Source organism: Facklamia sp. P12932 (genome assembly GCF_050409545.1).
Lineage (GTDB): Bacteria > Bacillota > Bacilli > Lactobacillales > Aerococcaceae > Facklamia.
This window is the reverse complement of the sequence record NZ_JBNUPG010000009.1, coordinates 26246-50954: the sequence shown is the minus strand read 5'-3', so window position 1 is coordinate 50954 and position 24709 is coordinate 26246. Positions and strand designations below refer to the sequence as shown.

The window sequence follows — 24709 nt, the reverse complement described above, 5'->3', positions numbered from 1 at the left end:
AATCTCTTTTGACAAGTGATAGGATGTGATAGAATAGAATAGTGTGTGAAGGATTGACTTTCTAAATAAAAATAACCTATTATGAATAGGTTGAATTAAACTACAGACAAGAGGAGCATGGTAATGGCTAAGTTTTATTTTAAATATGGAGCAATGAATTCAGGTAAATCAATAGAAATTATTAAAGTTGCTCATAACTATGAAGAACAAAACAAAGCTGTGCAAATCTATACTTCAGCAATAGATAACCGTGACGGGGTAGGGATTGTTTCTTCACGAACAGGTTTCAATCGACAAGCTATTCCGATTTCTGATGAGGATAACTTTTATGAAAAGATTAAGGCTTCTCACCAAAAAGACCGCCTTTTTTGTGTCTTGGTTGATGAGGCACAATTCTTAAAGAAACACCATATCATTGAATTAGCTAAGGTTGTCGATGAGTTAAATATTCCGGTCATGGCCTTTGGTTTGAAAAATGATTTTACCAATGAACTATTTGAAGGGTCAAAATATTTGCTCCTTTATGCTGATAAAATCGAAGAAATTAAAACAATTTGTTGGTTCTGTCATAAAAAAGCCACTATGAATTTAAGGTTTCTTGATGGTCAACCAGTTTATGAAGGAGACCAAATTCAAATAGGGGGCAATGAAGCTTATTTACCTGTTTGTCGTAAATGTTATAAAAACCCTGGAAAAATTTAAAAAAAGACTTTAATAAGTAGATTGAGGAGAATGTCATGTTTGAACAATTAGATCAATTAATCTTCCGTTTTGAGGAAGTAATCGAAATGATGAGTGATCCAGAAATTATATCTGATTCAGATAGATTAAGAAAGTTATCGATTGAGGAATCCGATTTAAGACCCAAGGTAGCTAAAATTCGTCGTTATAAACAAGTCAATGAAGAACTATCAGATACAGAAGAAATGTTAGCGGGCGATTTAGACCCTGATATGGCAGAATTAGCCAAGTTAGAACTTTCTGATTTGAAGGAAGAAAAAGATCAATTAGAAGAAGAAATTAAATTGATGATGTTGCCAGAAGATCCTAATGATGGCAAAAACATTATCATGGAAATTCGAGGAGCAGCCGGTGGGGATGAAGCACAACTATTTGCAGGGGATCTTTTAACCATGTACTCAAAGTTTGCTGAAGCCCAGGGCTGGAAAGTCGAACTAATGTCAGCCAATATTACAGGCATTGGAGGATATAAAGAAGTAACCTTAATGATTACAGGCGAAAAAGTCTACTCCAAACTAAAATTCGAAAACGGTGCACATAGAGTGCAACGTGTACCAGAAACCGAATCGCAAGGTCGGGTTCATACATCCACTGCTACAGTAGTGGTAATGCCTGAACAAGAGGAAATCGATTTTGATTTAGATGAAAATGATATCCGTGTGGATATTTATCATGCTTCTGGTGCTGGTGGACAGCACGTTAACAAGACAGCTTCAGCTGTTCGAATGACCCATATTCCAACAGGAGTTGTGGTAGCTATGCAAGATGAGCGATCACAATTAAAAAATAGAGAAAAAGCCATGAAAGTATTAAGAACACGTGTTTACGATATTCTGCAGTCTGAAAAGCAAGAAGCTTTTGATTCTGAAAGAAAGTTGGCAGTAGGTACTGGAGACCGATCTGAACGAATTCGCACATATAATTATCCACAAAACCGTGTGACCGACCATCGGATTGGCTTAACCATTCAGCAACTCGATTCTATTATGCAAGGCAATATCGATGAAATCATTGATGCCCTTGTTGTATATGACCAAACGCAAAAGTTGGAGGAGCTCAATGGTCAAGGAGCATAAAGAACTAACTTTAAATGAAGCCCTCCAAAAGGCTTCATTTTTTTTGAATCAACACGGCCACGATGCAAATTTGGCGCGCTATTATTGGATGCAGTTGTTTGATTGGGATTTAAGTCAGACCGTCAAGTTTTTAAATCAACCGATTTCACAAGGTCTAGCCAGCCAATTTGATTCTGCTCTCCACCGGATAGTAAATGATGAACCGATACAGTATATTAGCGGCTACACTTATTTTATGGACCACAAATATCAGGTAAGTCCGGCTTGCTTGATCCCACGAGAAGAAACGGCTGGTTTAGTTGAAAAAGCGCTGGCTTATATGCGTCAGCTGCCTCCAGGCAAAGTAATCGATTTAGGAACCGGTTCAGGCATAATTGCTATTGAATTAAAGAAAGCTTTACCAACTTGGGAAGTATATGCTAGTGATTTCTCACAAGCAACCCTTCAACTAGCTAAGAAAAATGCTAATGACCATCAAGTGAATATTCAATTTGTCCATTCAGACTTGATGCAAGCCTTTAAGCCAGATTTTCAATTTGATGTATTCGTTTCTAATCCACCATATATTGCTCAAAGTGAGTTGGATTTAATGGATGCTTCTGTAAAAAAATATGAACCACAATCCGCCTTGTTTGCGGAAGATGAAGGTTTAGCCATTTATAAAGCTTTAGCTAAGCAATTACCTTCACACTTAAAACCAAGAGCCGGTGTTTTTTTTGAAATAGGTTTTGCCCAAGGACTGGCTGTTAAGACGATATTGCAAGACGCTTTTCCAGCGGCTTTTATTCAAATTGGACGTGATTTTGCGGGTAAAGATCGATATGTATCTTTGATGCGAGAGGAGGATTTAAATGAAGACTCTAATTTTTGATAAGCAAAGCTTGCCTCAAGCAGCAGAACTACTAAAAAAGGGGGAATTAATCGCTTTTCCAACCGAAACGGTTTATGGATTAGGGGCTATTGCCACAAATCCAGTAGCTGTGGCAAAAGTCTTTAAAGCAAAGGGCCGTCCTAATGACAACCCCTTAATCGTGCATGTTGCCAATCAAGATCAAGTTGAAGAACTAGTGAATGAAATCTCCCCCATCGCTCAATCATTGATGGATAGTTTCTGGCCGGGACCTTTAACGATTATTTTTCCACTTAAAAAAGGGAAAGTAGCTGATAACGTGACTGGCGGTAAGCAAAGCGTAGCTATTCGGATGCCTAATCAGTCTCTCACCTTAGAATTAATTGACTTAGTGGGAACCCCACTAGTAGGTCCGTCAGCAAATCTATCTGGCAAACCAAGTCCGACGAGCTTGGCGCATGTACTACATGATTTTAGAGGTGTAATTGCTGGAATTCTAAATAATGGCCAAGCTTTAACGGAGGTGGGTATTGAGTCGACAGTTGTCTATCCCCATGAGGATAGAGTGGATGTCTTACGACCAGGCCATATCACGCCTAGTCAGATTCAAGCTAAAACAGCCTGTCCTGTTCAGATTGTTTCTGAAAAAATGCAATTGGCTAACTTAAATGTAGCTTCCCCAGGAGTCAAATATCGTCATTATAGTCCCAAACAACCGGTTTACCTGATAGCATTTCCGAGAAAAATAGAAGAATGGGTTGAATTAGTCAATAAAGAATCGATGAAGATAGGCATTTTGGCTGATAATGCTATTATTGATGGTTTGAAAGAACGGCCCCAGGTTGTCGATAGTTATTCATTGGGTCAACCGAATGACTGGCAGAGCGCTTCACAACATTTATTTTCTGGACTTAGGGCTCTAGAAAAAGGTCCGGCAGAGAAAATTTATGTTCAAGGATTAGAAAATGATGAGAAAACACTTGCTTTCATGAATAGGGTTACGAAAGCGTCGTCATTTATGTTATAATTAAACTACAACTAAATGTTGTAACTATTTTTTTGGAGGGTGTATATATGTCAAATATTAATGCAGAAGTTTTTGAGGTAATTGAAAAAGAACGCCAACGTCAAACGCATGGTATCGAATTAATTGCTTCAGAAAACTTTGTATCTGAAGATGTTATGAAGGTTCAAGGGTCAATCCTAACCAATAAATATGCTGAAGGATATCCAGGACGTCGTTATTATGGTGGGTGTGAATACGTAGACATCCTAGAACAATTAGCAATTGATCGTGCCAAAGAATTATTTGGCGCAACTTATGTTAACGTTCAACCTCACTCAGGTTCTTCAGCTAACTTAGCTGTTTACCGTGCCTTCTTAGAACCAGGAGATAAAGTATTAGGTATGGACTTATCTCAAGGTGGGCACTTGACTCACGGTTCACCAGTTAACTTCTCTGGTCAATCATATCATATGTTAGCTTATGGTCTTGATGAAAATGAACAGCTAGACTATGACACTTTAGAAAAAATTGCGCGTGAAGAGAAACCAAAAATGATTATTGCGGGTGCTTCTGCCTACTCACGTACAATCGACTTTGAAAGATTTGCAAAGATTGCTAAAGAAGTTGGCGCTATTTTAATGGTTGATATGGCGCATATCGCTGGTTTAGTAGCGGCTGGTTTACATCCAAATCCACTTCCTTACGCGGATGTAGTTACAACTACTACTCACAAGACTTTAAGAGGTCCTCGTGGTGGCATGATCTTAACTGCTAAAGAAGAATATGGTAAGAAATTAAACTCTGCTATCTTCCCAGGAATCCAAGGAGGACCTTTAGAGCACGTTATTGCAGCTAAAGCAGTTGCTTTTGGTGAAGCTTTACAACCTGAATTTAAAGAGTATGCACAACAAGTTATTAAGAATGCCGCTGCTATGGCAGAAGTATTTAACGAGAGTGGCTTACGCGTTATCTCAGGTGGTACAGATAACCACTTAATGTTATTAGACTTAACAAGCTTTGATGTTTCTGGTAAGTGGGCACAAAACCGCTTAGAAGAAGTTGCAATCACTGTTAATAAGAACTCTATTCCAAATGACCAACGTTCATTTGTTGAAACATCAGGTATCCGTGTGGGAACACCAGCAATTACTTCAAGAGGTATTAAAGAAGATCAAGCACGTGAAATTGCTGAAATTATTGTTAAGGCTCTTAAAGCCGAAGAGTCTGAACTTGCTGAACTACGTAAGCAAGCAGAAGCAATTGTAGCTGACAAGCCTCTTAACGCTTATCACTAAGATACTTTAGATTAGGAGGAAAAAGAATGGCAAAATTTACGGTAGTTGATCATCCCTTAATTCAACATAAACTAACCATTATTCGCGATAAGAATGCTTCAACTAAAGTGTTTCGTGAAGTAACCAATGAGATTGCTATGTTGATGGCTTATGAAATCACACGCGACCTACCGCTTGAAGAAGTTGAAATTGAAACACCACTAGCTGTTACTAAGCAAAAACAAATTGCTGGTAAGAAAATGGCTATTGTTCCAATTCTTCGTGCAGGATTAGGTATGGTAGACGGAATTTTATCTTTGGTCCCCGCTGCTCGTGTGGGTCACATTGGTTTGTATCGTGAGCATGACACATTAGAGATTGTTGAATATTTTGCTAAGCTTCCTCTTGATATTAAAGATCGCCAAGTATTTGTAGTCGATCCAATGTTAGCTACAGGAGGATCTGCCATTTCAGCTCTTAAACAATTAACTGAGAAATATGGCGTTGATAAGCAGCACATTACATTTGTATGTTTAGTGGCTGCTCCTGAAGGAGTGAAGGCTTTGCAAGAAGCTTTTCCAACTGTTGATATCTTTACAGCTGCCTTGGATGAGCGCTTAAATGAGAATTCCTATATTCTACCAGGACTTGGTGATGCTGGTGACCGTATCTTCGGGACTAAATAATTTTTAAATTACTTGCACAGGTAGATTTTTCTACCTGTGTTTTTTTATGAGGAGCATTTAATGACACTTAAGAAATTTTACCGTCAATCATTACAGGAAAGACGTTTAAACATTTCCCCTTATTTAGAAAATAAGAAGGATTTTCCTATATTAGATGAAAAAAGAGCCAATCAGATGATTGAAAACTATCTCTACACTTATGGCCTTCCAATGGGGATATTACCGACTATTCAAGTGAACGAAAAGGACTACATAGTTCCGATGGTAACAGAAGAACCATCGGTAATAGCTGCGGCATCCAATGGCGCCAAACATTTGGGTAATATTAAAGCGCATTTAGACCGTAAAACGATTAAAGGACAAATTGTTTTAACTGATTGGACAGAAGCTGAAGCGAAACAAGCTCTTAACAAGCATAAAGAGGGGTGGTTGAGCTTTGCTAAAAAAGTAGCTTATCGGATGGTAGAAAGAGGAGGGGGACCTTTAGATATTGAGTATTCGGCTTATCGTAGCAATCAGACGCTCTACCATTCCTATTATCTACTATTTGACCCTTGTGAAGCTATGGGAGCCAACTCTTTAAATACCGTTTTGGAAGCATTAGCCTTTGAGATAAAAAAAGATATTGGTGGCAAGGTTTTAATGGCAATTCTTTCAAATTACAATCCACAAAATTTTGTTAAGGTGGAAGCGACTCTTTCTATTGAGCGTATAGATATAAATTTAGATAGAGCCCATCCTATTGCCCAAAAAATTGCTATGGCTAGTGACTATGCCCAATTGGATCCTTACCGTGCCACAACTCATAATAAAGGGATTATGAATGGAGTGGATGCGGTTTTGATTGCTACAGGAAATGATTGGCGTGCGGTAGAAGCGAGTGTTCATGCCTTTGCATGTAAAGAAGGAAAATATCGAGGTTTAAGTCAGTGGTTTTATGATTCTAAGAAGGCTGAATTGAGCGGACATATGGACATTCCTCTTCCAGTCGCTACGGTGGGGGGGACCTTATCCATTCATCCAATGGCAAAGTGGTCTTTAAATTTAATGGGAAATCCTAATGCTTTAGAGTTAGCTCAAGTTGTTGCTTCTGTCGGTTTAGCCCAAAACTTTGCAGCCTTAAAAGCCATCGTATCCGAAGGTATACAAAAGGGTCATATGGGATTGCAGGCTCGTAGCTTAGCGATACAAGTGGGAGCCAAAGCCGATGAAATCGACCTATTAGTTAAATTGTTAAAAGTAAGAGAAAGCTTTAACTCTCAGATTGCAAGGGATTTACTAGACAAAATGAGAAATTCGTAAGATAATGTCTATTATGATTGAAAAAACTGAGGAGGGAATTAATGAAAACAAAAGTTGGAATCGACCGTATTCATTTTTATATACCACCCCAATATGTAGACATGGAGGAATTAGCTCAAGCAAGAGATATTGATCCAGCAAAATTTACAATTGGAATCGGCCAAAGTCAAATGGCTGTCACGGATTACAAACAAGATATTGTTACATTGGCCATTAATGCAGCGTTACCAATTATTTCAAAAGAAGATCGGGACTTAATTGACCAAGTGATTGTAGCTACTGAATCGTCTTTTGATTATTCTAAAGCAGCTTCAATATATTTGCACCAAGCATTAAAGATTAACCGTTTTGCACGCTCCTATGAAATCAAAGAGGCATGTTATGCAGGAACGGCAGCTTTACAAGCGGCTGTTGACTATGTGCGCTTAAGACCCGAAAGAAAGGTGCTAGTCGTTACAACCGATATTGCTCGATATGGTCTAGCGTCTTCTGGAGAAGCGACTCAAGGAGCAGGAGCAGTGGCTATGTTAATAACTGCTGATCCAGCGATTTTAGCTATTGAAGAAGAAAGCATTGCTTATACTGACAATCAATTTGATTTTTGGCGACCACAATACGACGTATATCCACGTGTAGACGGTAAGTTTTCTACCAATCTATATAATCAGACCTTTTTGAATATTATGGAAGAAGTAGGTAAGCGTAAACCGGATTTTTGGGATGCTTATCAAGTACAATTGTTCCATTTACCATTTACCAAAATGGGTCGTAAGGCGATTAAAAACTATCGTCAGTATTTAAATGATTCAACAAATACACTCAAAGATGTAGATCAGAAGTTGAAGGCTTTAGACCGTTTTGATAATCATTACGATCACGCTGTTCAATATTCAAGACATATTGGCAACATTTATACTGGCTCACTTTACCTAGGCTTAATTTCACTTTTAGTTCATGATCAAAGTCTTAAAAAAGGCGATAAGATTTCCCTATTTTCTTATGGTTCAGGTGCGGTTGCTGAATGTTTTTTTGGAGCATTACAGCCAGGTTTTAGAGAGGCTATACTCTTGAATGAAATTGAAGCAATGTTCCAGAAACGTCGAAAGTTAAGCATTGAGGAATATGAAAAGCTATACTTAGAAGCCATTGAGCCTAGTGACGAAATAATTGAATTTGATCCAAGCGTTCATGAAGGAGAGTTTTATTTGGCTAAGATTGATAACCATCGACGTTATTATCTACAAAATGCTAGTCATCAAAATGACTTTAAAAAGTAATAAATAGATTTCATACTGTCAAAGATTAGCAGGATAGCTTTTTTATTGTGAAAAGTTAAGCCCTATTTCTTTTTGATAGTATTTTTGCTTTATAGTCATTTTACTTACTTCTTATTTATGCTATGATGATTACGAACATGAAAGGGTGATTTAAATGTATGCAATTATAAATGGTATGGCAGTACTGTTTTTTCGCATTTTCTTTGTCATCCTAGCCTATATGGCTCTGTCAAAAGTTAATTGGAGGAGTGTTTTACAGCCTCAACACCAAGCAATGGACCGATACCTATGTATTTTATGTAGTATTGGCTTGGGCTATTTGACAAGTTCGTTTTTTATAACAATCATTGAAACCTTACGTCTACTATTGATGTCAGCGTTTCTCTAATCATGTGTATAAGTCTCTCGCCTACTCCAAAGCGATAGTCTTCAAAAGGGGATTCATTTAAAATGGAAGAAATTATTGTACAAGGTGGCAACCGTTTGGAGGGTACAGTCAAGGTTGAAGGTGCTAAGAATGCAGTTTTACCAATTCTGGCAGCTTCTATTTTGGCGTCGAAAGGAATTACACGACTAAGTAATGTGCCTGTTTTATCAGACGTTTTAACAATGAACGAATTGCTAAAGAATATTGACCTAGAGACTAAATTCAATCAAGCGAATAATCAGATGACGCTCGATGCGACAGGTCGGGTTAAAACTATGGCGGACTATGACTTTGTTAGTAAAATGCGCGCTTCGATCGTTGTAATGGGACCAATGTTAGCACGTTTTGGTCATGCGCGTGTGGCCATGCCAGGCGGTTGTGCAATCGGTACACGTCCCATTGATTTGCACCTAAAAGGATTTGAAGCATTAGGAGCTACTATTGAAAATGCAGCAGGATATGTTGAAGCAAAAGCAGACCAGTTAATCGGAGCCAATATTTACCTGGATTTCCCTTCGGTGGGAGCCACTGAAAATATTATGATGGCTGCTGTTTTAGCTAAAGGCGAAACAGTGATTGAAAATGTTGCTAGAGAACCAGAGATTGTTGACTTAGCTAACTTTTTAAATAAAATGGGTGCTAAAGTTTCAGGTGCTGGAACGGAGACAATACGTATCGAAGGTGTTTCAGAACTTTTGGCTACGGACTATGAAGTTATGCCAGATCGTATCGAAGCCGGTACTTTTATGGTAGCGGCTGCTGTGACTAATGGAGATGTCATGATTGAAGGAGCGATTGCTCATCACAACAAACCGCTAATTAGTAAGTTGCAAGAAATGGGCGTTGTTTTTGAAGTGTTTGATTCTTCGCTAAGGGTAATTGGTCCCAAGGTTTTGAAACCCACAGACATTAAAACCATGCCTTATCCAGGCTTTCCAACGGATATGCAGGCACAAATGTCGATTGCTCAATTATTAGCTAAGGGAGACTCAGCACTTTCTGAAACCGTTTTTGAAAATCGATTCATGCACTTTGAAGAATTGCGTCGAATGAGCGCTGATTTCAAAATTGAACGCCAAACAGTTGTAATGTACGGACCTGCAGAATTATCAGGTGCCCAGGTTAAAGCGACAGACCTTCGTGCGGCAGCTGCTCTTATTATTGCAGGACTTACTGCTAAAGGATTGACAAGGGTTTCTGAGTTGAAATATCTTGATCGTGGTTATTACCTCTTCCATGAAAAGCTAGCTCGCTTAGGAGCAAACATCGAACGTGTTAATATCCAGCCAATTCCATCCATTCAAAATAAACCAGCTGTAAAAGCTGTGTTTGCTTAACTATCATCCAGAAAGGATGAGTATAATGGCTAGAGATATAGGTATTGATTTAGGAACAACCAATGTATTAATCCATCTTAAAGGCCGAGGAATCATTTTAAATGAGCCCGCAGTGATTGCTGTAGATCAATCGACTCAAGAAGTAATGGCAGTGGGACGAGAAGCTTATGAAATGCGGGGTAGAGTGCCAAAGTCTCTTGAAGTTATACAACCTTTAAAAGGTGGAGTGGTATCAGACTATGACTTAACCGAAGCCATGCTTCTTCACTTTTTCAAGCGCGCACACATTCGACGTGGCTTGAGAAAGGCAAATGTTTTAATTTCAACGCCAACCAATGTAAGTGAAATAGAACAACTTTCACTATTCGAGGCAGTTCAAAAAGTTACTTCGGGTAGGGTTCGAGTAGAAGTTGAACCGATGGTAGCGGCTATCGGTTCGGGCCTAGATGTTTTATCAGCCAAAGGAAGTATGATTGTAGATATTGGTGGAGGAACGACGGATATAGCAATTATTGCTTCAGGTGAAATTCTTCACGCAGAATCGATTAAGATAGCTGGTGATGACTTTGATGAAGCAATTATCCAGTATTTTAAGGACCATTACCAACTACTCATTGGGATCCAATCAGCTGAGAGGATAAAAATGCAACTTGCCTGTGCTAAAAAGGTGGATGGAAGAGATGTTCATAACCAAGAGTTAAAGGGGCGCGATCTTGTTACAGGATTACCAAAAGCAATTAATGTTGACTCTAACGATTTACATCGGGCATTAAAAGATTTATTAGATCAAATAGTGAGAACAATACGCAGAGTGATTGAACAAGCTTCTCCAGAAATAATCGCAGATATCCATGATCAAGGACTGGTTATTACAGGCGGGGGCGCTATGATCCAAGATCTAGATTTGTTAATCACTGAGCAGATAAAAGTCTCAGCTATTCCTTCTGACCAACCCATGAATGCAGTAGCATTAGGAACTGGTATAATGATGGATTGGGTCGAATCCGGTTTAATTGATCCAAACAAAAATAATAAAAAACCAAGTAAGCCAAATTTCTTTATGAGATTGTGGCAATCCATTTGGAAATAAACTAGGGGTGAATAAATGGCAGAGAAGTTAAAATATTTAGAATATCCACTATTTAAACAAGTTATGAAAGGGATCTTCAAAGTTTTTTTCTTTATCATCCTTTTAATTATTGTCTTTGGAATGGGTTTAGTTATCGGTTACGCTGTTTTAGGAGACGGAAATTATTGGGAAGTATTTAATCAAGATACCTGGTTGCATTTATTGACATTTATTGAATAATATTAAAAGGAAATATTCATTAGAGGAAAGAAGGGATACTTTGCAGACAAGTGATTTTTCTGTATTTGAGTTATTGCTTTATATCATTCCTCTAACTATGATTTTTTTAATTAAAAAATATGGGAGACCTTATTTAACCTATTTTAAAAATTGGCCTATAACATTAGCCATTTGTTTATTACCCACTTTATTGGTTTTAATATACGGTTTTGGCTGGTTAATTTTTGGTTTTAATGTGCTACCATTTATTATTTTATTTTCTTCTTTTGCAATCGGTGTTCAATTACATAAATATATACAAGAAATCGACCATTTCTATTTTAAGCAATTTTATTTGCCTGCAAGTGAATTACTTTTTTATTTCTTGGTTTTTTATTTAGTGGGAATGATTATTTTAAGATGGTGGACGATTTTTTTCTAATTACCCCACCACTTTTTTAATAGCTTTAAATGATCATAATATCAAGCTTTAACAGGTTTTGCTTTCTAGCAAAACCTGTTTTTTTATTCAATTTTGTCTATAAGGTGGTGAAAAGTGGGAGTATGTGGTAAAATTAATCTAACTTAGGAGAGGAGTGTGAACAAGTCGTGTTAATGGGAGAATATCAACATAATATCGATTCCAAAGGCCGCTTGATCATGCCTGCTAAGTTTCGTCCAGAACTAGGTTCGACTTTTATAGTAACTAGAGGTCTGGATGGCTGTTTATTTGGCTACCCCATGAATGCATGGGAAACAATTGAAGAAAAATTAAAACAATTACCTCTAGCTAAAAAAGACGCACGTAAGTTTACTCGTTTTTTCTATTCGGCTGCCACCGAAGTAGAAATCGATAAGCAAGGACGGATAAATTTACCAAAAAATCTTATAGAGTTCGCTAAGATTGATAAGGAATGTCGTGTGATTGGCGTATCAGACCGTATCGAGATTTGGAGCAGTGAGCTTTGGGAAGATTTTGCAGAGGATGCTGAGGAAAATTTTGAAAATATTGCAGAAGAAATGATTGATTTTGGATTTTAAAATAACGAGGTGACAATATGTCCTTTGAGCACGAAACAGTTTTACTAAAGGAAACAATTGATGGTTTAGAAGTGAATCCCAATGGAATTTATGTTGATTGTACATTGGGTGGCGCTGGACATGCTCAATACTTATTAAGCCTTCTTTCAGACCGTGGAAAATTATTGGCATTTGACCAAGATCTTATGGCAATTAATAATGCTAAAGTAACTTTAAAAGAGCAATTATCCCAAGGAAAAATAACTTTTTTTGAAAGAAATTTTCGTGATTTAGAAGTCGCCTTATCGGAGCAATCAATTCACCTAATTGATGGGATTTACTATGATTTGGGAGTATCTTCACCACAATTAGATATTGCGGAAAGAGGGTTCTCCTATCATCAAGAAGCAAGGCTAGATATGCGAATGGACCAAAGGCAAGAGCTCGATGCTTATGAAGTAGTAAATACTTGGGATTATAATGATTTGGTGCGTATTATCTTCCGGTATGGTGAAGAAAAATTTGCTAAAAGAATTGCAAGAAATATTGAACAAAGTCGTAAAAAACAAGCAATTGAAACAACTACTCAATTAGCAGAGATTATTAAAGAAGCGATTCCTGCCGCGACACGTCGGACCGGTGGACATCCAGCTAAGCGAGCTTTTCAAGCCATTCGAATAGCTGTTAACGATGAGCTTGGCGCAGTCGAAAGTTCAATTGAACAGGGGTTAAAACTGTTAAAAGTAGGTGGCAGGATGGCAGTTATTACCTTCCATTCCTTAGAAGATCGATTGGTTAAACAAATGTTTAAGCAAGTATCCACCTTACCAGAAACACCTAGAAATTTACCTGTTTTAAGTAATCAACAAGCAGATTATCGAATAGTTAATCGAAAACCGATACTACCTTCAAAAGAAGAGTTAAAGAATAACAATCGTTCAAGATCAGCAAAATTAAGAATTATTGAAAGAATTAGTATGTAGTATTGAGGAGGATAGCGATTGTGACTGAAAGTTATCAAAGAAGAAATTATTATAATAAAGACCAAGCCCAATCGCTAGTCGGTCAATCTACTAATACGTTTGATGGCTCAGCAGTCCGAAAGATTGAAGAGTGGGAACTTTCCCATCAATCTGATTGGTTTGATAATGAAGATAGGAGATCAAAAAGGCAAACGATTATAACGAATCGAAACTTAGCATTGCTAGGTATTTTTATAATGGTTAGCTGTTGCTTTGCGAGTCTTTATATTCATTGGCAAGTCAACCAGGTTAACCAAAGGATTCAAGAGATCCAGTTGGAAGAGGCTGAGCTTGTCAAAGAAACAGAAATGTTAATGGTCGAAAAGGCTGAAAACTTAAAGTATAAAAATATTGAGCTTGTAGCAGAAGCCAACGGTATGAAGGCAGAAATGGATCGCGTAAAGGATATCAATCAAAATGACTAATAATAATGCGAATAATAATCAAGGGATGAATTTGTTTTTTTTAGCTATCATTGTAATTTTAATCGGTTTAGTAATGATTGGTCGAATGGCACAAATAGCTTTATTCAAACAAGTAAATGGTGTTAATTTAACTAAACTAGAAATGCAAGTAGACAATAGAAGTAGTATTGCTAAAGCAAAAAGAGGCACAATTTATGATCAGTTTGGTCAGCCTATTGCAATGGATACTACTTCTTATTCTATGTACGCTGTTCTAGATGCTGATTGGGCAGAAGGTGAAACGGTTAAAGACATTGATTATACGGCGACCATTCTTGCTAAATATATCGATATGCCGAAAGAAAAAATATGGACGCAATTAAATAGTGATAATGTTAATCAAGTTGAGTTTGGCTCAGCTTCTAAAAACATATCAGCACAGACAAAATTAGCAATTGAAGCTGAAAACTTACCGGGAATCTTTTTCACTAGTCAGGTGAGCCGTTATTATTTCAATGACTACTTTGCCTCTCACTTAATAGGTTATGCAGAAGTTAATGAAAGTAACCAAGAAGGTTCTCAATCAAGTTTAGTTGGAGCCATGGGTATTGAAGCGGCATTTGATGATATATTATCGAGTGGGAAATCAAGCAAAAATTCAACTGACCTTCAATTGGCTAATGATATCTATTTAACTTTAGATAGTCGTATCCAAAATCAGACCGAGACTATTCTAGATAAGATTTTTAAGAAATATCAACCTGAGTCAATGGGGGCTTACTTGGTTGAATTAGAAACTGGTAAATTATTAACCTCAGCTCAAAGACCTTCATTTAATTTAAATACCAGAGAAGGAATCGACTCTCTTTGGCAGAATTTGTTAGTTGAAACAGCTAACGAACCAGGATCAACTGTTAAGATTTTGACCATGGCTAAAGCAAAAGAAATGGGTGTTTATCAACCGGGAGAAACGTTCTTATCGGGTATGGTAAAAGTGTTTGATCGTGAAGTAAGAGACCATAACCAATTCGGTTGGGGACAAATTTCATTTGAAGATGGCTTCATTCGCTCTTCAAATGTGGCAATGGTCGAATTAGTGAATCGTATGGGAGATCAAGTTTGGACTGAAGAATTAAAAAAATTTGGTTTTGGCGTTAGCACAAATAGTAAACTAGCGAATGAAAATCCGGGTTCACTCGATTTCACTAACCCTACATCACGAATAATGTCTGGCTTTGGCCAAGCATTTTCAGCTACACCGATGCAACTTTTACAAGCTTATAGTGCGGTTGCTAACAAAGGGCAAATGATGAAAATTCAATATATTGATCATATTGATAAAAGCGGACAAAGCTATCAAAAACAAAACTTAGGGCAAGTTATTGAACCTGAAGTAACTTTCTATATTATTGACTTGATGACTAAAGCGGTTGAGGATCAAAATGGGACTTCAAGACCTTTTAAATCTGACATAGTCAGAGTGGCGGCAAAAACCGGAACGGCTCAAATTGCTAATGAAGAGGGAACAGGCTATCTAACGGGACAAAACGACTATTTTTATTCAGTCATCAGTTTCTTTCCTGCTGAAGAACCTAAATACATGTTATATTTATTTATTAAAAGGCCACAAAATGACTATGGTATTTATGGAACTCAGATGCTGTCCGAAGTTTTTCATCCAATGTTAGAGTCTATATTAATCAAGCAGTAGAGAGAAGGAAATGAAATGCGATTAAATAAACTAATATCAGTTTTAATTAACTACGAACTTTTAGGTGATTTAGATCTTAATAAAGAAATACACGATCTGACCAATGACAGTCGAAAGCTAACTGAAAATGCTGCCTTTATCGCTATAAAAGGTGAAAGGTTTGATGGCCATTCAGTAATTGATCAGCTGATGAAAGAAAACATTTCACTGATAGTAGCCGAAGAATTCTCTTCTAAACAAATAGAAAAGGCTTTGAATAAAAAAATAACGCTAGTCAAAGTCCCTTCAACTTATCGAGCGCAAGCAATACTATCTCATCAATTTTTCGGTCAACCATCTAGCCAGCTTCCTCTAGTAGCGGTTACTGGGACTAACGGAAAAACGACCACCACACATTTGATTTCTCAATTTTTAGAATTATTGAATCATAAGACAGGTGTGATAGGCACCCTGCATTACAAAATTGGCGAGCGTCTGCTTCCGGCTATTAATACAACGCCAGAAGCAGTTAGTTTACAAAAGTATTATAAGTCGATGGTCGAGGAGGGCTGCAGTGATATCATAATTGAGGCCTCTTCTCACGCTTTGTCCTTAGGCCGTCTTTGGTATACCGATGTGGACTGTGCAATTTTTACTAACCTAACTCGAGAACACTTGGATTTTCATAAAACTATGGACAATTATGCTTATGCTAAGAGTTTGCTCTTTGCACAATTGGGACAGAGTTTTCACCATCAAAAACCAAGACTAGCGATTATTAATCAAGATGATCCTTATGCAGATGTAATGAGTCGAGCTACTGGGGCGGTTGTAATTACTTATAGTATGAAAGATCCTCAGGCCACAGTTTATGTGGATGAGCTGACGACAGAAGCTTCAATACAAAAATTCAAGCTTCACTATCAAGCTAGAACTTATCCAGTTGCTTTATCGATGATTGGTGCTTATAATGTTATGAATTATTTAGCAGCCTTTTTGTGTCTGGTAGTTTATTATGGCTATTCAGCTGAACAAATAGTTGATTTGACACCTAGATTAAAAGGTATCACTGGAAGAATGCAAGTTATTGATAAGGGTCAAGATTATCGAGTGGTGATTGATTTTGCACATACACCAGATGCTTTAGAAAATGTCTTAAGTGAATTAAAAGAAACCTCAAACGGAAAATTAAGAGTAATGTTTGGGCATTCCGGAGGTAATAGAGATTCGGCTGCTCGACCTGATTTGGGCGATATTTTATTTAAGTGGGCGGATCATATTGTATTTACGGCAGATAATCCTCGAAATGAACCCATTAAAAAGATTGTTTCTGAAATGGTGAGAGATCATCAAGAAGTTCCTTATGATTTAATTGAAGATCGAAAAAAAGCCATTCATCATTTAGTAAATCATGCCGAAGCTAATGATACACTTCTTTTTGCTGGTAAGGGAGGAGAGGCTTATCAAGTAATTGGTGATGATTATATACCTTATGATGAGGTTGCGATTGTAGAAGAGGAGTTAGAAAACAAATGGAAAAGATGATGCAGTTATTAATGGCTTTTATTAGTTCAGGCCTCTTAACCCTGGCTTTAGTGCCCCTTTTTATCCGTTTATTCTTAAATAAGAAAATGGGACAAGCTATTCGGCAAGAAGGCCCTTCATGGCACCAAGTAAAAACAGGTACTCCCACTATGGGAGGAACGGTGTTTATTGCAGTATCTATAATGATTACTTTGATGTTTGGCTGGCTATTTAATCTACTAGATGCCAATCTCTTGATGATTGTGCTAACTTGGTTATTTTTTGGTGGCATTGGGTTTGCCGATGATTTTATATCTATTTTTACCGGTAAAAATGAAGGGCTAACTGCTAAACAAAAATTTCTATTACAGCTTTTATTTTCTGGTATCGTCGTTCTAGCGGGTTATGTTTTAGGTAAAAGATTTGTATTGCCTATTTTCTCTTTGGAAATTAACTATTTAATAGTTGTAATAGCTTTTGCCTTCTTTTGGATTACTGGTTTTTCCAATGCTGTTAACTTAACCGATGGATTAGACGGTTTAGCCACAGGGTTAAATATCATTGCCTATGGAGCCTACTTTATGTTGGCTATTCGCCTAGAGCAAGCATCCGTTGCTATGGCTTGCTTAATTGTTACAGCAAGCCTTTTATCTTTTTTAATATTTAATCGCAAACCTGCTCAAATTTTCATGGGGGATGTGGGTTCGCTAGCTTTAGGGGCAGGATTAGCAATTATTTCAATACTTTTAAACAACCCATGGTCCCTATTAATCATCGGCATGGTTTTTGTAATAGAAACTTTATCTGTTATCTTACAAGTTGCTTCTTTCAAGACCAGAGGAAAGCGGATCTTTAAGATGTCACCCATTCACCATCACTTTGAAATGATTGGCTGGTCTGAAGAGCTAGTCGTGCTTGTTTTTTGGACAGTAGGATTACTTGCTAGCTTACTCTATTTCATTTTATAATAGGCATAATAAGCGAGAAAGTGTGAAAACAAATGACAAATAAATACGCTGGCCAACATATTCTAGTTATGGGTTATGCCCTAACTGGCAAGAGTGTTGTGAATTACTTACAAAAAGAAAACGCAAAAATTACGCTCAATGACCGAGGGGACCTTTCTCAGGACCCGTCGGTTAATTTGCTATTAAAGTCAGGAGTTAGAGTAGTGGATAAGGGACACCCGCTCGAAATATTAGAAGGAATTGACTTTATCGTTAAGACACCTGGGATACCTTATTCATTAGAGCTTATTCAAGAAGCTGAGCATCGTGGGATACCTATTTATACGGATGTTGAGCTAGCATATCGTGAAAGTCTAGCACCTATTATTGGCATTACAGGCTCTAATGGAAAAACAACCACGACTTGCTTAGCCCACCATCTTCTAGAAGGTTCATGGAAAGGTAAAGTTGAATTAGCAGGAAACGTGGGCGTACCGTCAATTGAAGTGGCTCAAGAAGTAAATGAAACGGACTTAATCGTAATGGAACTATCTTCTTTCCAATTAATGGGTATCCATTCATTTCATCCACATATTGCGGTTTTTACCAATATTCATTCAGCACATTTAGATTACCACGGAACCAGGCAAGACTATATTGCAGCAAAATTAAAACTGATTCAGCAAATGACCGAGAGAGATTATTTAATTTATAATGCCGATCAAGCTGAACTTGAAGAATGGTTGAAGCATTCTCCAGCGATAAAGGTTCCGTTTTCTCGTCACAAACAAGTAAAAGCGGGTGCCTATATTAAAAATCATTCTTTTTATTTTCGAGGTCAAGAAGTCGCTTTAATCGAGCAGTTTAATCTGCCTGGCCAGCATAATTTAGAAAACGCGCTAGCCGCAATTGCTATTGCAAAAATTCAAGGGGTAGATAATACAGCTATTCAAGAAAAATTAGCAAACTTTACTGGTATTCGTCATCGTATCCAAGCTCTGGGTACAATCAAGGGGATTGAATTTTATAATGACTCCAAAGCAACCAATACGGCTGCAACCATTACAGCCCTTAAAAGTTTTGACCAAGACATCATTTATATTGGTGGGGGTCTAGATCGTGGAAATGATTTTCAGGACTTAATACCTTATTTAAACAAAGTGAAAGCAGCCTTTTTATACGGTGAATCGAGAGAAAAAATGGCAAAAGATTTTAGACAAGCTAAAATCGAAACAATCAATTTATTTGAAAATTTAGACCAAGCGAGTCAAGCAGCGTTTGCTTATGCTAAAGAAGGACAAATTGTTTTGTTTTCACCAGCATGTGCTTCTTGGGATCAATTTAAGAATTATGAAATTAGAGGTGATCGGTTTATCGAGCAGGTCGAGTCTTTTAAAAGTGCATCAAAATAAAGGAGAAAGAAATGAATAAAGTAAAACGAATTGTTCTTTCGGGTGGTGGAACCGGAGGGCACATTTATCCAGCATTAGCTTTGTATCGAGTTTTGAAAGAACGATCCGATGTGGAAGTGCTTTATATTGGAACACAAAGAGGATTGGAGTCGAAAATTGTTCCTCGAGCGGGAATACCTTTTAAAGCAGTCGAAATTACAGGTTTAAAAAGGTCAATTAGTTTAGATAATTTAAAATTAATCTTTAAAATGTTTCATTCTACTCATAAGGCAAAGCAAATGATCCGTGATTTCCAACCGGACATTGTACTTGGAACAGGTGGGTATGTGTGTGGACCTGTTTTATTAGCTGCCAGTATGCTTAAAGTTCCGACTATTATTCATGAGCAAAATTCAGTAGCAGGAATTACGAATAAATTTTTAGCTCGTTTTGTTAATAAAATTGCTGTTTGTTTTGAAGAAGCGAGCCATCAATTTGGCAAAAACCAAAATAAAGTAGTTTTAACAGGAAACCCTAGAGGGCAAGAAGTGATATCGACACCGGCAATGCCTCACTGTTTGTCTGAACAATTTGAGTTAAAAGATAATCAACCGACAGTCTTAATTTTTGGAGGCTCTCGTGGAGCACCAGCTATTAATCAAGCAGGAATTGAGTCGCTGGATAAATGGTTAAGCGCTAATTATCAAGTGATTATTGCAACGGGACAAAATCACTTCCAAGAACTGAATGAAGAGATGGTTGAAGAAATTAATCAGAGTAATAATGTTCGAATCGTTCCATATATCGATAATATGCCAAGTGTTTTTCAAGCTATTAATTTGGTTGTTTGTCGAGCTGGAGCAACAACTTTAACTGAGTTAACAGCTCTTGGCTTGCCAAGTATTTTAATACCTAGTCCCTATGTAACAGATAATCACCAAGAACATAATGCCTTATCTTTAGTAAATAACAAGGCGGCTGTTATGATAAAGGAGTCAAAGCTTAGTGGACAGTCTTTATATCAAGAAGTTAGCCAATTAATGGTGGCCCCTGAAGATTTAAAAGTAATGGGTCAGGCGGCTAAAAGCATGGGAATTACGGATGCAAGTGATCGAATCATTCAAATGATGAACGAGATGGTATAACTATTTTAAAAGAGAGGAGGAATAGGGATGGTTAATTACCGGTTACCAGATAAGAACCAGAATCGGCAGAATAAAAGGACAATTTCAGAAAGAAATAATCAGCCAGTAACAGCCCCTATGGGGAATTATCGTTTGGATTCTCAAGGTAAACCTATTCTTCCGACTTCTTTTGAACATTCGCTTAATCAAGAGCGTTTAAATCGATCCAATATATATTCCTTAAATGATTATCGAGATAGTCAACAGCTTGATTATTACAATAGCTCGATGAATGAGCCTTATTATCGAGTAAGGTCTTCACAAAATTATCGTATAGACGCTAATTCTCAAGAGTCATTTGTTTTTAAAAATAGACAAGATGGTCAAAGAATAACCCCTCATAATCCCACTCCTAGTTATTGGTTAGATAGATTACCAAGTAAAGAAGTATTGTTAAAAGGGTTTCCTAAAGGAAAGAGAAAAATTTTTATTCTCTATTTAATTATTTACAGTTTAATGGTTTGGTCTGGATGGCAAATATTACCTTATGATAATGTTAATACACTAAGTGTTTCGGGCAATCAAATCCTTCAGAGTGAGTCAATTCTCAATGGAGTTAAGATTCATTCGATGGATAAGGCAAAAGATATTTTAAAATGGCGCAAAGAAATTGAAGACCATATACTCACTAACAATCCTTTATTGGAGGATGTTCGTATTCAGCGCGACGATTGGAAGGCAATAAACATTATTGTTAAAGAACAAAAAATTGTTGGTATTTACTCTAGCAATGGTAAAAATTATGCGCTGATGAGTAAAGGTTATACTTCAGATGAAGCTGTTATTCAAAATCAATTAATTGCTGAACAAATGGCTCAACTTCCTCTAATTGAAGGGGAGTTTTCAGAAACAGCACTTAAACAACTTGCTATTGCTTTAGATCAGTTCGACACAAGCATTTTAGAAAGGGTTGAGAAAATAACACCTTCTTCCAAACCAGGTAAAGAGGGATATATCGAAATCAAGATGAAGGATGGTAATCTCATAAAAGCAGTGAGTTCAACAGTAGTGGAAAAAATAAATTATTATCCTAAAATGTTAGAACAACTCAACAATCGTAAAGGAATTATTGATCTTGAAGTGGGAGCTTATTTTACGCCTATGGCAAATGAAACTAATTCAGTCAAGCTTAATAATAATTAAGATAAGTATGATTACGAATTGATAACAAGGACTTCTTTTAATTTCATTGGCTTTATGGGTGTGTTAATATAAAAGTACTATAATGTGATAAAAACTCATGTTTTGTGCAAATGAAGGGGGTTCATCACCTGGATGAGAAATCAAGAGATAATTGTTAGTTTAGATATCGGAACAACATCGATTAAAGTTGTTGTTGCTGAGTATATGAACGGACATGTAAATATAATTGGTGTAGGTAATGAAAAATCACGTGGCTTAAGTCGTGGAGTTATTGTCGATATCGATGAGACAGTTCTTTCGATTCAAAAAGCTATTGAGCAAGCAGAGCGTAAAGCCAATGTTAAAATTAATGAAGTGGTCGTTGGGGTGCCTAGTAACAAGTTAGCTATTGATGACTGTCATGGCATGATAGCTGTAGCAAGTGAAAACCGCGAAATAACCTCGCGCGATGTAGATAATGTTATTTCGGCAGCAAAAGTACGTTCTGTTCCACCTGAGCGAGAAGTAATTGCCATTCTACCAGAAGAGTTCATTGTTGATGGTTTCAATGGTATTCGTGATCCTCGCGGAATGATTGGCGTTCGTTTAGAACTTTATGCCCGGTTAATGACAGGGCCACGTACCATTATTCATAATATTAGACGGTGTGTTGAAAAAGCAGGTCTTTCAATTTCTGAGTTTGTTATTCAGCCGCAAGCAATTGCAACCACCGCTTTAAATCAAGATGAGCGAGAATTTGGTACAGTGATTATTGATATGGGGGGCGGCCAAACTTCAGCTTCGATTATTTACGATAATCAATTGAAATATTCCTTTGTAGATCAAGAAGGCGGAGACTATGTCACTAAGGACATATCGGTTATTTTAAATACTTCACTAGATTCTGCTGAACGCATAAAACGTGAATACGGCTATGCCATTTCTAGTCAAACTTCACCAGAAGAGTATTTCCCGGTTGAAACAGTCGGCCGTAAAGAACCTGTTCGTGTAGACGAGCGCTATTTATCTGAAATTATTGAAGCTCGCTTAGTTCAAATTTTTGAAACTATTCATGAGGATCTTGAAGCTGTTGATGCTTTGGATTTACCGGGAGGCTTTGTCTTAACTGGGGGCGCTTCTTCTTTACCAGGCGTATTAGAATTGGCCAAAAAGTACTTTGGGCCACAAGTTCGTGTATATATCCCAGAACAAATGGGACTGCGCAACCCTGTCTATACGACCAGTATGGGGATGGTTGAATATGTGTCAAAATTAGACGAAGTGCATCAAATCGCTCAGGCAACTTTCCGAGCACAAAGGGTTCAGCACGCTGCAGCTAGGGATGCTGGTCCACTAATTTCCAATCCGTATGACGGGGGCCAAGGTCGTCCTTATGGTGAGTCAGATAACTCATATTATCAAGCTCGTAATGGCGGCGGACAACGAGGAGGGCTTCAAGGAGGATTTAGTAATCAAAGTCAAGCTCGACAAAAACCTAAAAGTCCTTCATTATCGCAACCCCATCCTAATGGTCAAGCTTTTTCAAATAATTCCAGTCACTCAGATTATTATGCCTACAACGATAGCCAAGCGCAATCTTATAATAATTATCCATCAGAAGACCAATATTCTGAAAAAGAATGGATGGATGCTTCGACTAAAAACCCATCAACTAACGAGGGTGGTTTTGTAAATAAATTAAGAGCATATTTTCAAACGTTTTTTGACTAATTAAGACAGCACAAGAGGAGGAATTTATTAATGGAATTATCATTTGATCCAACGGTTAATCCTGAAGGAGCAGTTATCAAAGTTATTGGTGTAGGGGGAGCGGGTGGCAATGCCGTCAACCGAATGATTTCCGAAGATGTTCAAGGAGTTGAATTCATCGTCGCTAACACTGACACACAGGCTTTAAAAAGTTCTCAAGCAGAAACTAAAATTCAATTGGGTCCAAAAGTTACTAAAGGCTTAGGAGCTGGCTCGATTCCTGAAATAGGATTAAGAGCCGCTGAAGAATCAGAAGAGCAATTACGACAAGTCCTTGAAGGGTCAGACCTTGTTTTTGTCACTGCTGGAATGGGTGGAGGAACTGGAACGGGTGCTGCGCCTGTTGTCGCTCGTATTGCAAAAGAATTAGGTGCTTTGACAGTTGGAGTCGTAACCCGTCCTTTCACTTTTGAAGGTCCAAAGCGCGGTCGCTTTGCTGCTGAAGGATTACAAAACCTCAAGGAAGCTGTTGACACTTTAGTAGTCATCTCAAACAATCGATTGCTAGAAGTGGTAGATCGAAAAACACCAATGATGGAAGCTTTCTCTGAAGCAGATAATGTTTTACGCCAAGGTGTTCAGGGGATTTCTGATTTGATTGTCGCTCCTGGTTTTATTAACTTGGACTTTGCAGACGTGAAAACCGTTATGAAGGATCAAGGAACAGCTTTAATGGGAATTGGTACAGCTGCCGGGGAAAACCGCACAGCAGAAGCGACTAAGAAAGCTATTTCTTCTCCATTATTAGAAGTTTCAATTGATGGAGCTCAACAAATTCTACTGAATGTAACAGGTGGACCGGACTTAAGCTTATTTGAAGCACAAGATGCAAGTGATATTATTTCTTCTGCTTCTAGCGAAGATGTCAATATTATCTTTGGTACTTCAATTAATGAGAGCTTAGGTGATGAGGTGGTTGTTACTGTAATTGCTACCGGAATTGATGCTGAAAAGAATACCATCAATAAACAACAAGCAATGCGTCAAAACCGTCCGAATTTCTCTCATAACAACACTTTCCCGACAAACGAAAGTACCCCATCTGCATCAAGTTCCCCATCGATGAATTCATCTGACCGCTCAATCAACTTAAAACAAGCAAATCAAAAAGAGACTGAACGTGATTTATTCAGTGATTGGGATATTAAACGCGAACAAATTACCCGTGATGTGGCAGATATTGAACCTAAGGAAAAAAAGGTTGAAAGAACCTTTGAAAGATCGGAATCAGAAAGTAAGGTACGTCAAGCGGAATCTGACGAGCAAGACGAATTAGAAACACCTCCTTTCTTCCGTAAAAGAAATCGTCATTAATTTTCTTAGAGGAAGCAGCACTGTTTCCTCTTTTCACCAATTTTTAGCAATAAAGTC

24 protein-coding genes are annotated in these 24709 nt (G+C 37.6%); all 24 read left to right on the top strand.

Annotation, left to right across the window (positions count from 1 at the left end):
- Positions 1 to 123 precede the first annotated feature (123 nt).
- The 24 genes from ACQV2P_RS05365 to ftsZ all read left to right on the top strand — a co-directional run bounded on the left by ACQV2P_RS05365 (position 124) and on the right by ftsZ (position 24652).
- Entirely contained in the window at positions 124 to 702 is a 579-nt protein-coding gene (locus ACQV2P_RS05365) for a thymidine kinase (protein ID WP_428873852.1), read from the top strand.
- Positions 703 to 737: 35 nt separating this feature from the next.
- Complete coding sequence (gene prfA / locus ACQV2P_RS05360; protein ID WP_428882093.1) at positions 738 to 1817, top strand: peptide chain release factor 1; 1080 nt, start codon at positions 738 to 740, stop codon at positions 1815 to 1817.
- Complete coding sequence (gene prmC / locus ACQV2P_RS05355) at positions 1801 to 2688, top strand: peptide chain release factor N(5)-glutamine methyltransferase (protein ID WP_428876002.1); 888 nt, start codon at positions 1801 to 1803, stop codon at positions 2686 to 2688. The genes prfA and prmC overlap by 17 nt, the downstream gene beginning before the upstream one ends.
- Positions 2669 to 3694, top strand: coding sequence for an L-threonylcarbamoyladenylate synthase (locus ACQV2P_RS05350; RefSeq protein WP_428876003.1), 1026 nt, complete (start codon positions 2669 to 2671; stop codon positions 3692 to 3694). Before prmC ends, ACQV2P_RS05350 begins: the two co-directional genes overlap by 20 nt.
- 47 nt (positions 3695 to 3741) lie before the next feature.
- Positions 3742 to 4968: a serine hydroxymethyltransferase gene (gene glyA / locus ACQV2P_RS05345; protein ID WP_428873856.1), complete on the top strand. Its 1227-nt coding sequence runs from the start codon at positions 3742 to 3744 to the stop codon at positions 4966 to 4968.
- Between the two features lie 26 nt (positions 4969 to 4994).
- Positions 4995 to 5633, top strand: coding sequence for a uracil phosphoribosyltransferase (upp, locus tag ACQV2P_RS05340; RefSeq protein WP_428873857.1), 639 nt, complete (start codon positions 4995 to 4997; stop codon positions 5631 to 5633).
- Positions 5634 to 5693: 60 nt separating this feature from the next.
- Positions 5694 to 6935 carry a hydroxymethylglutaryl-CoA reductase, degradative gene (locus tag ACQV2P_RS05335; RefSeq protein ID WP_428894719.1) on the top strand — a complete coding sequence of 414 codons (1242 nt, stop codon included), beginning with the start codon at positions 5694 to 5696 and terminating at the stop codon, positions 6933 to 6935.
- Positions 6936 to 6976: 41 nt separating this feature from the next.
- Positions 6977 to 8212, top strand: a complete 1236-nt coding sequence (locus ACQV2P_RS05330) for a hydroxymethylglutaryl-CoA synthase (protein WP_428894718.1) — start codon at positions 6977 to 6979, stop codon at positions 8210 to 8212.
- A 154-nt stretch (positions 8213 to 8366) separates the two neighbouring features.
- Positions 8367 to 8600 (top strand): DUF1146 family protein, encoded by a 234-nt coding sequence (locus ACQV2P_RS05325; RefSeq protein ID WP_428892780.1) that lies wholly within the window; start codon positions 8367 to 8369, stop codon positions 8598 to 8600.
- A gap of 62 nt (positions 8601 to 8662) precedes the next feature.
- On the top strand, positions 8663 to 9976 hold the full coding sequence (murA, locus tag ACQV2P_RS05320; RefSeq protein ID WP_428873860.1) for a UDP-N-acetylglucosamine 1-carboxyvinyltransferase: 1314 nt from the start codon (positions 8663 to 8665) through the stop codon (positions 9974 to 9976).
- A gap of 25 nt (positions 9977 to 10001) precedes the next feature.
- Positions 10002 to 11066 (top strand): rod shape-determining protein, encoded by a 1065-nt coding sequence (locus ACQV2P_RS05315; protein ID WP_428873861.1) that lies wholly within the window; start codon positions 10002 to 10004, stop codon positions 11064 to 11066.
- A gap of 15 nt (positions 11067 to 11081) precedes the next feature.
- A complete protein-coding gene (locus tag ACQV2P_RS05310; protein ID WP_428874971.1) occupies positions 11082 to 11285 on the top strand; it encodes a DNA-directed RNA polymerase subunit beta in 204 nt (67 codons plus the stop codon).
- Between the two features lie 40 nt (positions 11286 to 11325).
- Positions 11326 to 11706, top strand: coding sequence for a hypothetical protein (locus tag ACQV2P_RS05305; RefSeq protein ID WP_428874972.1), 381 nt, complete (start codon positions 11326 to 11328; stop codon positions 11704 to 11706).
- Between the two features lie 173 nt (positions 11707 to 11879).
- Entirely contained in the window at positions 11880 to 12305 is a 426-nt protein-coding gene (gene mraZ / locus ACQV2P_RS05300) for a division/cell wall cluster transcriptional repressor MraZ (protein WP_428873897.1), read from the top strand.
- A gap of 17 nt (positions 12306 to 12322) precedes the next feature.
- Positions 12323 to 13267: a 16S rRNA (cytosine(1402)-N(4))-methyltransferase RsmH gene (rsmH, locus tag ACQV2P_RS05295; protein ID WP_428873864.1), complete on the top strand. Its 945-nt coding sequence runs from the start codon at positions 12323 to 12325 to the stop codon at positions 13265 to 13267.
- Between the two features lie 20 nt (positions 13268 to 13287).
- Entirely contained in the window at positions 13288 to 13731 is a 444-nt protein-coding gene (locus ACQV2P_RS05290) for a hypothetical protein (RefSeq protein WP_428894717.1), read from the top strand.
- Positions 13724 to 15421 (top strand): peptidoglycan D,D-transpeptidase FtsI family protein, encoded by a 1698-nt coding sequence (locus ACQV2P_RS05285; protein WP_428873866.1) that lies wholly within the window; start codon positions 13724 to 13726, stop codon positions 15419 to 15421. Before ACQV2P_RS05290 ends, ACQV2P_RS05285 begins: the two co-directional genes overlap by 8 nt.
- A gap of 15 nt (positions 15422 to 15436) precedes the next feature.
- Positions 15437 to 16945, top strand: coding sequence for a UDP-N-acetylmuramoyl-L-alanyl-D-glutamate--2,6-diaminopimelate ligase (locus tag ACQV2P_RS05280; RefSeq protein ID WP_428894716.1), 1509 nt, complete (start codon positions 15437 to 15439; stop codon positions 16943 to 16945).
- Positions 16933 to 17892: a phospho-N-acetylmuramoyl-pentapeptide-transferase gene (gene mraY / locus ACQV2P_RS05275; protein WP_428873868.1), complete on the top strand. Its 960-nt coding sequence runs from the start codon at positions 16933 to 16935 to the stop codon at positions 17890 to 17892. The genes ACQV2P_RS05280 and mraY overlap by 13 nt, the downstream gene beginning before the upstream one ends.
- 32 nt (positions 17893 to 17924) lie before the next feature.
- The gene (gene murD / locus ACQV2P_RS05270) at positions 17925 to 19283 is read left to right on the top strand and encodes a UDP-N-acetylmuramoyl-L-alanine--D-glutamate ligase (RefSeq protein WP_428882102.1); all 1359 of its coding nucleotides are present in this window, start codon (positions 17925 to 17927) and stop codon (positions 19281 to 19283) included.
- Between the two features lie 11 nt (positions 19284 to 19294).
- The gene (murG, locus tag ACQV2P_RS05265) at positions 19295 to 20407 is read left to right on the top strand and encodes an undecaprenyldiphospho-muramoylpentapeptide beta-N-acetylglucosaminyltransferase (RefSeq protein WP_428894715.1); all 1113 of its coding nucleotides are present in this window, start codon (positions 19295 to 19297) and stop codon (positions 20405 to 20407) included.
- Positions 20408 to 20434: 27 nt separating this feature from the next.
- Positions 20435 to 21589, top strand: coding sequence for a cell division protein FtsQ/DivIB (locus ACQV2P_RS05260; RefSeq protein ID WP_428894714.1), 1155 nt, complete (start codon positions 20435 to 20437; stop codon positions 21587 to 21589).
- A gap of 132 nt (positions 21590 to 21721) precedes the next feature.
- Positions 21722 to 23299 (top strand): cell division protein FtsA, encoded by a 1578-nt coding sequence (gene ftsA, locus ACQV2P_RS05255; protein WP_428894713.1) that lies wholly within the window; start codon positions 21722 to 21724, stop codon positions 23297 to 23299.
- Between the two features lie 30 nt (positions 23300 to 23329).
- A complete protein-coding gene (gene ftsZ, locus ACQV2P_RS05250) occupies positions 23330 to 24652 on the top strand; it encodes a cell division protein FtsZ (RefSeq protein ID WP_428882104.1) in 1323 nt (440 codons plus the stop codon).
- The last annotated feature ends 57 nt before the right edge of the window (positions 24653 to 24709 follow it).